Source organism: Amycolatopsis sp. NPDC114503 (assembly GCF_055633655.1).
In genome coordinates this window covers 1-12,422 of the sequence record NZ_JBVKDT010000007.1, presented here as the reverse complement: position 1 = coordinate 12,422, position 12,422 = coordinate 1, and the positions used below count along the sequence as shown (strand labels likewise).

Annotated in this window: 11 protein-coding genes and 2 rRNA genes; 6 read left to right on the top strand and 7 right to left on the bottom strand. The window is 69.1% G+C overall.

Annotated features, from left to right (window positions below; translation table 11 throughout):
• Window positions 1-11: 11 nt before the first annotated feature.
• Entirely contained in the window at window positions 12-632 is a 621-nt protein-coding gene (locus tag ACZ7OI_RS28215) for a TetR/AcrR family transcriptional regulator (protein ID WP_354751052.1), read from the bottom strand.
• A gap of 132 nt (window positions 633-764) precedes the next feature.
• Here ACZ7OI_RS28215 and ACZ7OI_RS28210 point away from each other — a divergent pair, with 132 nt between their 5' ends.
• Together ACZ7OI_RS28210 and ACZ7OI_RS28205 are read left to right on the top strand one after the other, a co-directional pair.
• Complete coding sequence (locus ACZ7OI_RS28210) at window positions 765-1,286, top strand: hypothetical protein (RefSeq protein WP_470267179.1); 522 nt, start codon at window positions 765-767, stop codon at window positions 1,284-1,286.
• Between the two features lie 19 nt (window positions 1,287-1,305).
• Window positions 1,306-2,250: an oxidoreductase gene (locus ACZ7OI_RS28205; protein ID WP_470267178.1), complete on the top strand. Its 945-nt coding sequence runs from the start codon at window positions 1,306-1,308 to the stop codon at window positions 2,248-2,250.
• Here ACZ7OI_RS28205 and ACZ7OI_RS28200 read toward each other — a convergent pair.
• The 4 genes from ACZ7OI_RS28200 to ACZ7OI_RS28185 are packed head-to-tail and all read right to left on the bottom strand — an operon-like array spanning window position 2,231 to window position 6,102.
• Window positions 2,231-3,676 carry a sensor histidine kinase gene (locus ACZ7OI_RS28200; protein ID WP_470267177.1) on the bottom strand — a complete coding sequence of 482 codons (1,446 nt, stop codon included), beginning with the start codon at window positions 3,674-3,676 and terminating at the stop codon, window positions 2,231-2,233. The two genes, ACZ7OI_RS28205 and ACZ7OI_RS28200, sit on opposite strands and share 20 nt — an antisense overlap.
• A 17-nt stretch (window positions 3,677-3,693) precedes the next feature.
• Window positions 3,694-4,389 carry a response regulator transcription factor gene (locus tag ACZ7OI_RS28195; RefSeq protein WP_470267622.1) on the bottom strand — a complete coding sequence of 232 codons (696 nt, stop codon included), beginning with the start codon at window positions 4,387-4,389 and terminating at the stop codon, window positions 3,694-3,696.
• Between the two features lie 34 nt (window positions 4,390-4,423).
• A complete protein-coding gene (locus ACZ7OI_RS28190; RefSeq protein WP_470267176.1) occupies window positions 4,424-5,197 on the bottom strand; it encodes an ABC transporter permease in 774 nt (257 codons plus the stop codon).
• Window positions 5,194-6,102 (bottom strand): ABC transporter ATP-binding protein, encoded by a 909-nt coding sequence (locus tag ACZ7OI_RS28185; protein ID WP_470267175.1) that lies wholly within the window; start codon window positions 6,100-6,102, stop codon window positions 5,194-5,196. Before ACZ7OI_RS28185 ends, ACZ7OI_RS28190 begins: the two co-directional genes overlap by 4 nt.
• A 128-nt stretch (window positions 6,103-6,230) precedes the next feature.
• Between ACZ7OI_RS28185 and lipA the strand changes: the two genes are divergently transcribed.
• The 4 genes from lipA to ACZ7OI_RS28165 all read left to right on the top strand — a co-directional run bounded on the left by lipA (window position 6,231) and on the right by ACZ7OI_RS28165 (window position 10,890).
• Window positions 6,231-7,232, top strand: a complete 1,002-nt coding sequence (lipA, locus tag ACZ7OI_RS28180; protein ID WP_470267174.1) for a lipoyl synthase — start codon at window positions 6,231-6,233, stop codon at window positions 7,230-7,232.
• A gap of 103 nt (window positions 7,233-7,335) precedes the next feature.
• Window positions 7,336-8,013: a DedA family protein gene (locus ACZ7OI_RS28175; RefSeq protein ID WP_470267173.1), complete on the top strand. Its 678-nt coding sequence runs from the start codon at window positions 7,336-7,338 to the stop codon at window positions 8,011-8,013.
• Between the two features lie 672 nt (window positions 8,014-8,685).
• Window positions 8,686-9,555 (top strand): patatin-like phospholipase family protein, encoded by an 870-nt coding sequence (locus ACZ7OI_RS28170; RefSeq protein ID WP_470267172.1) that lies wholly within the window; start codon window positions 8,686-8,688, stop codon window positions 9,553-9,555.
• Between the two features lie 135 nt (window positions 9,556-9,690).
• Window positions 9,691-10,890: a L,D-transpeptidase gene (locus ACZ7OI_RS28165; RefSeq protein WP_470267171.1), complete on the top strand. Its 1,200-nt coding sequence runs from the start codon at window positions 9,691-9,693 to the stop codon at window positions 10,888-10,890.
• A gap of 1,231 nt (window positions 10,891-12,121) precedes the next feature.
• Here the strand turns inward: ACZ7OI_RS28165 and rrf are convergent.
• Together rrf and ACZ7OI_RS28155 are read right to left on the bottom strand one after the other, a co-directional pair.
• Window positions 12,122-12,238 (bottom strand): 5S ribosomal RNA (rrf, locus tag ACZ7OI_RS28160).
• Window positions 12,239-12,327: 89 nt separating this feature from the next.
• Window positions 12,328-12,422, bottom strand: a 23S ribosomal RNA gene (locus ACZ7OI_RS28155); the annotation flags it as partial.

The following is a 12,422-nucleotide window of genomic DNA, read 5'->3' as shown; positions in this document are numbered from 1 at the left end:
CGGCGCGGCGATCATCCCGCGGCGGGCCGCTCCTGGTCGGCGGCCGGACGGCGCAGCCGGAACAGCATCCGCATGATGACGTCCTCGATCTCGGCCCCGACCTTCTTCGGGTCGGCCGCGCCGGCGATCTCGGTGGCCGCGCTCGACAGCGCGCCGAACAGCAGCCGCGCGGTGAGGTCGACCGGCACTGGCTCCACCTCGCCCGCGTCGACGAGCAACTGCAGCCCGGACCGCACAAGCCCGAAGCTGGACTGCTCCTCGGCCTCGCGCCAGCGCTCCCAGCCCATCACGACCGGTCCCTCGTGGATGGCGATCCGCTGGTACGACGGGTCGAGGCAGCTGCGGATGAACGCCTGCAGCCCGCCCATCGCGCGTTCCCACGGCTCGCCGTCGCCGGTCATGATCTTCTGCAGCCGGTCGTAGACCAGGCTTTCGACCTGTTCGAACGCGGCCTCGAAGAGCGCCTGCTTCCCGCTGAAATGGTGGTACAGCGCGCCTTTCGTGACTCGTGCGCGTTTGGCGACCTCGTCGAGCGAGGTACCCGCGTATCCGCGTTTGGTGAACAGTTCGACCGCGCTGTCGACCAGGGCGGAGCGGGTCGACTCGGAGTAGTCGAGTCGTCGGGACCTCATTGTCGGCACGCTCACAACCTTACGCCGGGGCCCGCCGGACCATACCCGTGGTATGTTGGCCGTGTCAGGTCCGTACCGGGAGTATGCCGCAGACCGGCAGTATGACCCGGGTCACGGAAGGGGAGCCACACCATGAGCTGGACCGACTTCTACCGGCGGCGAGAGATCCTCGATGCCGCTGTCCGCCAAGCGAGGCGCGCCCCGCGCGAGCCGCTGTCGCTGGCCGAAATCCCTGGTGCCGCCGATGAGTTCGGCACCGAAGAGAATCTGTTGCTGGCACTGCAGTACAAGTGGACGCAGCTGCTCAGCGGCTACCTGCGCGCCGAGTTCGCCGATCCCGACGAGGCGGATCTGCCCGGCGACCAGGTCGACGCCGTCACCCGCGCGTGGCGGCAGGCGCAGCACGACCACGAAGACCTGCGCACAGTGCTGGACGGCGCCTTGGAGCGCTGCCCCGCGCTGGAACCGCTGCACCGCATCGAACTGCACACCCTGGCGCTCACCGCCGGTCTCGCCGAACCGGGCGAACCCGCCGAAGAGATCGTCAAGGTCGGGCGCACGCTCGACGCGCTGCTGCGCGCCGGCGACGCCGGCCCGGTCCGCAGGCGCGGCCCGGTCGGGCATCTGATGCGCCTGCTCGCGCCGAGTGCGTGACGTGTAGTTAGCTGGCCCGATGAACGAACGCTGGACCGAGGCCCGGATCCCCGACCAGAGCGGCCGGACCGTCCTGATCACCGGAGCGAATTCCGGCCTCGGCCTGCGTTCGGCGGAAGTCCTCGCCGCACACGGCGCTCGCGTCCTGCTCGGCTGCCGCTCGCCGGAACGCGGCGAAACCGCGCTCGACCGGGTCCGTGCCGCGGCTTCCGGAGCCGAACCCGAACTCGTCCAGTTGGACCTCGCCGACCTGGCGTCCGTCCGCGAAGCCGCCGCCAAGGTGCGTGAACTCACCGGCGACGCGCTGGACGTGCTGATGAACAACGCCGGCGTCATGGCCACCGCACAAGGCCGCACCGCAGACGGTTTCGAGCTGCAGTTCGGCACGAACCACCTCGGACACGCCGCGCTGACGTGGCTGTTGATGCCCGCCCTGCGCGGCGCACCGGCCGGTCGCGTCGTCACGCTGTCCAGCGTCGCCGCTTTCGGCGCGCACCTGCACCTGGACGACCCGAACGCCGAGCACCGCCCGTACCGCGCGGCAGCTGCATACGGCCAGGCGAAACTGTCGAACCAAACCTTCGGCATCGAACTGGACCGACGCCTCCGCGCGACGGATTCCACTGTGCTCAGTGTGCTGGCGCATCCCGGCTACAGCGCGACCGGCCTGACCACGAACATGGCGAGCTCGTACCAGAATCCCTTGGTACGCACGGCACTTCGGGAAGTCGGCAAGCTCGGCGGAATGCTGCTGGCCCAACGCGTCGAGCAGGGCGCGCTGCCGCAGCTGTACGCCGCGACCGCCCCCGGCGTCGAAGGCGGCGACTACATCGGACCGGTCTTCGTCGCGCGCGGCCGTCCGACGAAGGTACGGACCCTTGCCCCGGCACGGAATCCGGAGGCCGGGACCACGTTGTGGGAGCTGACCGCCGAGCTGACCGGCGTCACGCCCGATCCGCGCTGAGCTCCAGCGGCGGCAACGCGAGCCGGAAGCACACCCCTTCCCCCACCGCGGTCTCCAGCTCGAGCTCGCCGTCGTGCGCCCGCGTCAGGGACCGGGCGATCGCCAGCCCGAGACCCGCGTCCGCTCCGGCCGCCGACGTCCGGGCCCGCGAACGGTCCGCGCGGTAAAACCGGTCGAATACGCGTTTCGCTTGCGCCGCAGTCATTCCCGGGCCTTCGTCGGCCACCTCCAGCACCGCCCGGCCGTTCACCGTCCCGACCCCGACCCGGACCGCGGTGCCCGGCGGAGTGTGCGCGACGGCGTTGCCGACGAGGTTGGTGACGACCTGCCGAAGCCGCGCCTCGTCGCCGTTCACGGGAGCCGGGCCGGGCGCGCCCTTGCCGCCGGGGCCGGTCAGCTCGATCGGCCGCGACGGGTCGAGCGCGCGCAACGAGTGCCGGGCGTCGCCGGCGAGCGTGCGCAGGTCCATCGGCGCGCGGTCGAGCTGCGCTTCCGGAGCTTCGTCGAGCTGGGCGAGCAGAAGCAGGTCCTCAGTGAGGGCGGCGAGCCGTACCGCTTCCCGGTCGATCCGGTGCATGGCTTCGTCCACATCGGACTGTTCGGGAAGCGCGCCCATCCGGTACAGCTCGGCGGTGCCCTTGATCCCGAAAAGCGGCGTGCGCAGTTCGTGACTGACGTCCGCGACGAAGGTCCGCATCCGCGCCTCGGAGGCGGTCCGGTCGGCGAAGGCGCGCTCCAGCTGTCCGAGCATGGTGTTGAGCGATCCCGCCAGATGCCCGATTTCCGTTGCTGGCGCGGCGATCTCGGGCACCCGGCGGCTGAGGTCGCCACCTGCGATCGCCGCCGCGGTGTGTTCGATCCGGCGCAACGGACGCAATCCGCCGCGAAGCGCGAACCAGCCGGCACCGGTCAGAAGCACGAGCAGCACGGAGCCGGTCAGCACACTGCTGACCCGCAGCCGGGAGATCAGGGCGTCCGCGTCGGCGAGCGGAGCCGCCGCGATCACGATGCCGCCCGGAGCCGGAGCCGCGACCGCACGCCAGCGCTCCGAACCGTTCGCGGACCGCAGCTCGGCAGGTGCGCCGTGCACCGGGATCGATCGCAGTTCCTCGGGCGAGGGCAAGGTTTCCGCTGCCAGCCGAGACGAATGGATCCCTCCGGTCACCGCGCCCTTCGCGTCCAGATACAGCACGTACGGGGCACCGATGAGGTCCAGCGCCGGATCGAGCGCCTTCGTCCTGGGGTCGCCGGCGGGCAGCCCGCCGGACGGCACGCGCGCGACCAGCTCGGTGAAACCGCGCAGCTGGGTGTCGATCCGGTCGAGTTGGTAGCGCTCCAGACTGTCCGAGACGACGGCGCTGATCAGTGTGAGCCCGGCCAGCAACAGACCCGCGGTGATCAGCAGAAGCCGGGTGCGCAACGACATCCGGCGCAGGAGACGCCTCACCGTCGCGGTTCCCGCATCACGTAACCGACACCGTGCACGGTGTGGATCAGCTTGGGCTCGCCGGTGTCGACCTTGCGCCGCACATAAGAGATGTACGTGTCGACGATGCTGGCGTCGCCGCCGAAGTCGTACTGCCACACCCGGTCGAGGATCTGCGCCTTCGACACCACGCGGCCGGCGTTCTCCATCAGGTACCGCAACAGCCTGAACTCGGTGGCGGAGACGCGGACCGGCTGCCCGGCCCGCGTGACCTGGTGACCTTCCGCGTCGAGCACCAGCTCGCCCACCGTCACCACCTCCTGGTGTCCCTGCGTGCGCCTGAGGATCGCGCGGATGCGGGCGATCAGCTCTTCCAGGTCGAACGGTTTGGTCACGTAGTCGTCGGCGCCCAGCGACAAGCCGGCGACCTTGTCCGCCTGCCGGTCGCGGGCGGTGAGGAAGAGCACCGGCATCGGCCCGCTCCGGCCGGGCCGATGCCGTTCGCGCAGGCGCCGGGCGACCTCGAACCCGTCCGCGTCCGGCAGCATCACGTCGAGAACCACCAGGTCCGGCGGTTCTTCAGCGGCCGCGGCGACCGCTTCGCCCGCAGTCGCCGCGGAACTCACCTCGAACCCGGCGAACCGCAGCGCCGCGGACAGCAGCTCCCGCACGGTCGCCTCGTCGTCGACCACCAGCAGACGCGCGGGCGTCATCACTGCCATGAACGCCAGCGTACGGAGACCGCGGTCACACGTCCCGCCGCCGAAAGGCGGCGAAAGCGGCTGCCAGCACCACAGCCACCCCGGCGTACAGACCGGCGAGGTTGAGCCACGGGTCCGGATACGCCGGAACCGGCGTGACCGAGAAGATCGCCGCCGCGCCCCTGGACGGCCAGAACGTGAACAGCCACTGCATCCAGTCCGGGAAGACCCCGGCGACGGCAGGCACCAGCAGCACGATCCCGACCAGCGCGGCCAGCGCGCCCGCGGTCGCCCGGATGAGCGTGCCGAGGCCGACCGCGAGCAGCGCGATCGCGGCCAGGTACAACCCGCCGCCCGCCACGGCCCCGAACACACCGGGATCGCCGAGGCTCGCGTGCGGCAGCCCTTGTCCGGCGAGAAACCCTTGCCCGATCAGGAAAGCGGCGAACATCAGCACCTGCCCGGCCACCACGGCGACCGCGGCGGCGAGCACCACCTTCGCCGCGAGCAGCCGCGACCGCCGCGGCGTCGCCGTGAGCGACGACTGGATCAAGCCGGTCGCGTACTCCGATGTGACGACAAGAACGCCCAGCACCCCGATGATCAGCTGCGCGACGATGAAGGACTTAAGACTGAGACCGGTCGGGTCCCAGGCCGCGCGTTCCGCGGCCGTCGCCTTGGCGTAGTCGGCACCCGCCGAAGCCGTCGCCAGCGCGGTGATGCCGATCCCGGCGACGAACAGGCCGCCCACGGTGTACCAGGTGGAGCGCAGGCTGCGGAGCTTGATCCACTCCGACCGGAGGGTTCCGGAGATCATCATGCGGCGGCCCCCTGGTACTCGATGCTGTCCTCGGTGAGCGCGAGGAACGCGTCCTCGAGCGAAACCTGTTGCGGCGTCAGCTCACTGAGCGCGACCCCGTGATAGGCGGCTAGCTTGCCGACCTCGTCGCTGGTCAGGCCGGACACGATCAGCGCACGCCCGGCGCCGTCCCGCACGGTGGCCCCGGCGGCGAGCAGGTGCCGGGCGAAGCCGTCCGGATCGGACGTGCGGACGAGCACCGTCCCCTCCTGCCCGGCCAGCTCGTCGGTCGCGGTGTCGGCGAGCAGCTTTCCCCGGCCGATGACCACCAGGCGATCGGCGGTCTGCGCCATCTCGCTCATGAGATGGCTGGACACCAGCACCGCGCGGCCTTCGCGGGCGAGCGAGCGCATGAAGGTGCGGATCCAGCGGATGCCCTCGGGGTCGAGGCCGTTCACCGGTTCGTCGAAAATCAGCACCCGGGGATCGCCGAGCAGCGCGGCCGCGAGACCGAGCCGCTGCCGCATCCCGAGCGAAAACCCGCCCGCTCTCCGTCCGGCCACACTCTCCAGACCAGTGCGGGCGAGCACCTCGTCGACCCGGCGCCGGGGAAGCCGATTGCTCGCGGCGAGCGCGAGCAGGTGGTCGCGCGCCTTGCGGGCCCCGTGCACGGCTCCCGCGTCGAGCAGCGCGCCGACCTCGGTGAGCGGAACCGGCAGGTCCCGGTAGCGCCGACCGCCGATGGTCACCGATCCGCGGGACGGGGCGGCGAGGCCGGTGATCATCTTGAGGGTGGTGGACTTCCCCGCCCCGTTCGGCCCGAGGAACCCGGTGACCTGCCCGGGCTCGACGGTGAAGGACAGGTCGTCCACCACCGTGTCGGGCCCGTACCGTTTCGTGAGCCCGCGTACTTCGATCGCTGTCATGCCGGCGAGCGTGCCGGGCCGGTCCGGGGGAATCCGCAGAGCTTCTGGGAGAACCCTGTGCGTTCCGGCCGTCCCGGGGGTTGATCGGGACCCCGTTCACAGGAAAACCTCGGCGTAGGGTGGAGCCCGTGAGTGCTGCACCGGAGGGGCGGAAGTTGTTGCGGCTTGAGGTGCGCAACAGCGAGACGCCGATCGAGAAGAAGCCGTCGTGGATCAAGACCCGGGTGCGGATGGGTCCGGAATTCACCGAACTCAAAGGCCTGGTGCGCCGCGAAGGCCTCCACACCGTCTGCGAAGAAGCCGGCTGTCCCAACATCTACGAATGCTGGGAAGACCGCGAAGCCACCTTCCTGATCGGCGGCGACCAGTGCACCCGGCGGTGCGATTTCTGCCAGATCGACACCGGCAAGCCTGCTGCGTTGGATCGCACCGAGCCGCGGAAGGTCGCGGAATCGGTGCAGGCCATGGGGTTGCGGTACTCGACGATCACCGGCGTCGCCCGCGACGACCTGGCTGATGGCGGTGCCTGGCTGTACGCCGAGACCGTCCGCCAGATTCACGCGTTGAACCCCGGCACCGGCGTCGAACTGCTGATCCCGGACTTCAACGCCGAGCCCGACCAGTTGGCCGAAGTGTTCGGTTCCCGTCCCGAGGTGCTGGCGCACAACGTGGAGACCGTGCCGCGGATCTTCAAGCGCATCCGCCCCGGCTTCCGCTACGCCCGCTCGCTGGACGTCATCACCCAGGCCCGCGCGGCCGGGCTGGTGACGAAGTCCAACCTGATCCTCGGCATGGGCGAAACCCCCGATGAGGTCAGCGTCGCCCTGCGGGACCTCTTCGACGCAGGGTGCGAGATCATCACGATCACCCAGTACCTGCGCCCCTCCCCCCGGCACCACCCGGTCGACCGCTGGGTCAAGCCGGAAGAGTTCGTGGAACACGCGAAAACCGCCGAGGAGATCGGCTTCCCGGGTGTCATGGCCGGCCCGCTGGTCCGCTCGTCCTACCGCGCCGGACGGCTCTACGCCCAGACCAAGGCCCACCGAGGCGAGGACCTCCCGGAAAACCTCGCCCACCTGACCGCCGAAGGCCCGGCGGCCCAGGAAGCCAGCAGCCTGCTGTCCCGCTGACACGCCATCCCGCGAAGGGCCCCGGTCACGCACCGGGGCCCTTCGTCGTCCCCGGATCACCCGAACGTGGCACTCAATTCCCAAGAATCAGTAAAGTGATGGTGTGGCTTTAGTAACGGACCTCCTCGACTGGTTGCAAGCACTCCCCCAACCGGGCCTCGTCGCGGCAGCCGGCGGGCTCGTGTTCGCCGAGTGCACGATCGGCCTGGGCTTCATCGCCCCCGGCGAATCAGGCCTGCTGATCGCGGCGACCACGGCGACGTCCGTGCCCCGCTTCCTGACCCTGTGGGCGGTAGTCACCGTGTGCGCGGCTCTGGGCGATTCGGTCGGATACGTCCTCGGCCGGAAGTTCGGACCGCGCTTGCGGGAGACGAAGCTCATCCGCAAGTACGGCCTCGACGCCTGGGACCGAGCCACCGGAGTCCTCGAACGCAGAGGCGCGTGGGCAGTCTTCTTCGCGCGTTTTCTGCCCGTGCTGCGCACCCTCACGCCAGCCGCCGCGGGAGCCTCGAACCTCCCCTTCCGCAAATTCCTCCCGGCGACCGCCGCCGGCGCGTTCTGCTGGTCGCTGGTGCACATCAGCCTCGGAGCCGCACTCGGCGAGGCGGCCAAGAAGGTCGAGAGCGCGATGAATACCGGATTCCTGGTGGTGGCCGCGCTGGTGGTCGGGGTGCTGGTGTTCTTCTTGCTGCGCTTGAAGAAACGCAAGGCATTGGGTGTCGCGGCTTCGGCTGGTTCTCCGGACGAACAGCCGGAAGAGCCTGCTCGGACCGGTAACTGATTCGCCGCGTCCGATCAGCTGCCTTCCCCTGCCGGACTCGCAGGCGAGCCGAGTCGCCTTCACGCTCGCGGCGCGGTTCGCCGCTGCCCGCCTCGGCCCTGACTGAGTGGCCAACGCATCTGCCTGCCCGGCCCGGCTAGACGGACAAGCCGGGCTGCCGCATCCGGCCCCGCCCTGCCCGGCTAGACGCACAAGCCGGGCTGCCGCATCCGCCCTGCCCGACCCATCGGCTTGGCCGGTCAACGCACATCCCCGCTCCTCGGGCGGGCCAAGCCAGGCCGTTTCAATCCCGGCCTCAACTCGCCCCACCTACCTCACCCTGCCGCCCCAACTGGCGGGCCGGACTGCCGCATCCGGCCCCGCCCTACCCATCCCGGCCCCGCCCTGCCCATCCGCGCCCGCACCCCGCCCATCCGCCTGACCGGTCAACGCACCCGCCAATTCCCACGCAGCACCCGCCAATTCCCACGCATTCCCCACTCCTCGACTCCCACGCATTCCCCGCTCCTCGACCTGGGCAAGCCAGGCCGTTCGAATCCCCCGCCCAGCTCGCCCGCCCGAGCCACCCACCACAGCCACGCCGTCCAGCCACCACGGCGAGCGGCGAACCTCACTCACCCCCAGCCCGAAGTCACCCATCCGAGTCCCCGTCCGCTGATTAGATTCGACCGTATGCAGGCACTAGACCTCCCGAAGCCGGTCGCGTTCGTTCTCGGCGGGGGCGGCAGCCTCGGCGCGTTGCAAGTGGGCATGCTGCAAGCCCTGGACGAAGCAGGCATCACGCCGGATCTGGCGGTCGGCACATCCGTCGGCTCGCTGAACGCCGCGGTGCTCTCCCTGCCCGGCGACGACCGGCTCGGGCGGCTCCGCGGCATCTGGGCGCACATGACCAAAGCCGAAGCCTTCCCCGGCGGCGTGCTCAGCCAGGTCCGGACACTCCGGCACAGCAAAACCCACCTCTTCCCCAACACCGGCCTCGCCAAAATCATCGACGATCACCTCGGCGTCGGCAGCCGGTTCGAGGACATGGCGCTGCCGCTGGGCGTCGTCACCACCGACGTCGACACCGCCGAGCCGGTTCTGCTCACCTCGGGCCCGCTGCAGGCACCGCTGCTGGCGAGCTGCGCGATCCCGGGCATCTACCCGCCGGTGCCGTACGAGGACCGTCTCCTCTACGACGGCGGTCTGGTCGCCAATGTCCCGATGCGACAGGCGCTGAGCATGGGCGCGAAGTCGCTGGTCGTCCTCGACTGCGCGTTTCCCGGCAAAATGCCCGGCGCGCCGCGGACGTTCGCCGAGGTCATGATGTTCACCGCGATGATCAGCATGCGCAATCAGGCCGTGCTGGAAGCGCCGGCCGCCGCCAGGAAGGTGCCGGTCGTCTACCTGCCGGGTCCGGCACCGGTTCAGGTGAGCCCGCTGGACTTCTCGCGCACCGACGATCTGGCGTCGCAGGCGTATCACTCCGCCCGGGACCATCTGAAGGAACTCACGGTCGACGGCCCGGGCTTGTACGGAGCCCCCGGATTGCTGCGTCCCTGATCCGCTCGGCGGCGCGAAATCGCGAGAGTGATCCGTGTCACCCTAATGCACCGATCCACCGGCCAGGGCGTCTTTCCGATCGCGTAGTTTTGCAGTTGAACCCTGCCGGTCCGCGACCCTCACAAAAGAGACATAATGTTCCCGAAGAAGACATTTTTTCCGGTTGCCGGAATTCTCGCGGCAACCTTGCTGCTTTCCGCTTGTTCCTCCGGGGACGGCGGCAGCGACGCTGGCACGCCCGGTGCGCCGGGCGGGTCGAGCCAGACCGCGACACCGGCTTCGGTGTCGATCGAACCGGCCAACGCGTCCGGCATCAGCCCGAGCACGCCGATCGTCGTGAAGGCGGCGAACGGGAAGCTCACGGACGTCACGGTCACGAGCTCCAAAGGCAAACCCGTCGCGGGCGAGTTCGCGTCGGACAAACTCAGCTGGACGACCACCGAGGTCCTCGGCTACGGCGGCACCTACCAGGTGAAGGCGCATGCCCAAGGCGCGGACGGGAAATCCGTCGAACAGCAGGGCCAGGTGACCACGCTGTCGCCGAAGAAGCAGGCGAACGCGAACCTGATCCCGGCCCCGGGCGCGGTGAAGAGCACCGGCGTCGGCGTGGGGCAGCCGATCGTGTTCAGCTTCGGGACCGCGGTGAAGAACAAGGCGGCCGTGGAGAAGGCGCTCACGGTCGAGTCGTCGCCGAAGCAAGAAGGCAGCTGGTATTGGATGGACGACAAGAACGTCCACTACCGGCCGAAGGAATACTGGAAGCCGGGCACCACGCTCACGGTCAACGCCAAGATTTACGGCGTCGATTTCGGAAATGGCGTGTACGGAGCGGACGATCGCACCGAAACGTACAAGGTGCACGATTCGTGGATCGCCAAAGCCGACGGCAACAGCGAGCAGATGCAGATTTTCCACAACGGCTCGATGGTGAAGTCGATGCCGATCTCGATGGGCAAGGACGCGACGCCCACGCACCTCGGCCCGCACGTCGTCTCGGACAAGCAGGCGAACTACACGATGGACTCCTGCACGTACGGCGTGTGCCCGCCGGACCCGAAGGCGTACCGCTCGAACGAGAAGTTCTCCGAGCGCATTTCGAACGACGGCGAGTTCGTCCACGAGAACCCGAACAGCGTCGGGCAGCAGGGCAGCTCGAACGTCTCGCACGGCTGCATCAACCTGAACGCCGCCAACGCCGAGTGGTTCTTCAACAACTTCGGCCTCGGCGACGTCGTGGAGGTCACCAACTCGGGCGGCCCGCAGCTCCCGGTGTGGGACCTGTACGGCGACTGGTCCAAGTCCTGGACCGACTGGCAGAAGGGCTCGGCCCAGTAAGGCCGGCGACCAGGACGGGGACCGGGTTCGGTTCGACTTAGCGGTTCGACAGAGAAGGTGCCGGAGCTTCGTGCTCCGGCACCTTTTTCGTTGCCCAGGAACAGAATCGACGCTGACCAGGTCCGGCCGGGCTGCCTCGGGACCGGGTGCGGGGCCCGCTGCCGAGCTCAGAACCGACGGGATCAGCTCCGGCTGGTCGTCTCCGGACCGGGCGGGGCCTACTGCCAAGCCCGGGATCAGGATGGGCGGGACCAGTTTCTGGTCGGGTTGCCTTGGGTCGGGCGCGGGGTCTGCTGCCATGCCCGAACCAGGATGGGCGGGACCAGTTTCTGGTCGGGTTGCCTTGGGTCGGGCGCGGGGTCTGCTGCCATGCCCGAACCAGGATGGGCGGGACCAGCTCTGGTCGGGGTTGCCTTGGACCGGGCGCAGAGTCTGCTGCCATGCCCCGAACCAGGATCGACGCGACCAGGTCCGGTCGGGTTGCCTTGGGCCGGGCGCGGGGTCCGCTGCCATGCCCCGAACCAGGTCCGGTCGGGTTGTTCCGGGCGGGGCGGGCCTGCTGCCGAGCCCAGAACCAGGACGATCGGGACCAGGTCCGGTCGGGCTGCTTCGGGCGGGGGTAGGGCCTGCTGCCAATCAGGATGATCGCAACCAGGTCCGGGCGGTTGCCTCAGGACTCGAACGCGGTGCCTGCCGCCAAACCGCCTGACCTTCGGCTTCCCGGGTCCTGGCGATCCGGGCGCAAAACCGAGCATCGGGCGGTGAGGCCAAGACCGCCACGAAAGGCTGTGCCCTGTCGCCAGCGCTGCTGGCTGAGTTCTCTCGCATCTCGCCTGGCTGTTTCCGGCAGCTCGCCGCATTCCCTTCGCATCACGCCCATCCGTCCACCTGGAGCCGCCGGCGCCAGGTGGACGGGAGATCTCCGCGGTTGGTCCTGCTGGCTCAGCCTCTCCCTCCGCACCTTTTCGTGGCACGGAGCCGTCCGTCGCGGCAAGGATTCCATCGCCGGACGGAAACCCGGCCCTATCGCCCCGCGGGCGACGCGGAGCAAACCGGCAGCATTGCCTCACCGTCAGCTGAGTGAGGCTCGAGCAGGCCCTAAGAGATAGCTCGGACATGACGAAGGCCCGACCCCATCGGGGTCGGGCCTGTCGATTTTTGGTCCGGAAATGAGTCTGGGCCCCGGGAGAACCGCGAGGGTTCTCGACCGGGGCCCAGACTGTTTGGTTAAGTTCGGCGGTGTCCTACTCTCCCACAACCCTTCGGTTGCAGTACCATCGGCGCAGTCAGGCTTAGCTTCCGGGTTCGGAATGGGACCGGGCGTTTCCCTGACGCTAAAACCACCGAAACACTCCGAAACAACACACACCCCCCACCACCTTCATGGTGGGGCTGGTGTGGTGTTTCAGAACCGTAGAGTGGATGCGTAACATCTTCGTGGGCAAGTCCTCGGCCTATTAGTACCAGTCAACTCGACAACACATTACTGTGCTTCCATTTCTGGCCTATCAACCCAATCGTCTCTTGGGGGC

Bases quoted from the DNA above. Each gene is read 5' to 3' on its own strand.
- ACZ7OI_RS28215 (WP_354751052.1), bottom strand. From the start codon at position 632: ATGAGGTCCCGACGACTCGACTACTCCGAGTCGACCCGCTCCGCCCTG.
- ACZ7OI_RS28210 (WP_470267179.1), top strand. From the start codon at position 765: ATGAGCTGGACCGACTTCTACCGGCGGCGAGAGATCCTCGATGCCGCT.
- ACZ7OI_RS28205 (WP_470267178.1), top strand. From the start codon at position 1,306: ATGAACGAACGCTGGACCGAGGCCCGGATCCCCGACCAGAGCGGCCGG.
- ACZ7OI_RS28200 (WP_470267177.1), bottom strand. From the start codon at position 3,676: ATGTCGTTGCGCACCCGGCTTCTGCTGATCACCGCGGGTCTGTTGCTG.
- ACZ7OI_RS28195 (WP_470267622.1), bottom strand. From the start codon at position 4,389: ATGACGCCCGCGCGTCTGCTGGTGGTCGACGACGAGGCGACCGTGCGG.
- ACZ7OI_RS28190 (WP_470267176.1), bottom strand. From the start codon at position 5,197: ATGATGATCTCCGGAACCCTCCGGTCGGAGTGGATCAAGCTCCGCAGC.
- ACZ7OI_RS28185 (WP_470267175.1), bottom strand. From the start codon at position 6,102: ATGACAGCGATCGAAGTACGCGGGCTCACGAAACGGTACGGGCCCGAC.
- ACZ7OI_RS28170 (WP_470267172.1), top strand. From the start codon at position 8,686: ATGCAGGCACTAGACCTCCCGAAGCCGGTCGCGTTCGTTCTCGGCGGG.
- ACZ7OI_RS28165 (WP_470267171.1), top strand. From the start codon at position 9,691: ATGTTCCCGAAGAAGACATTTTTTCCGGTTGCCGGAATTCTCGCGGCA.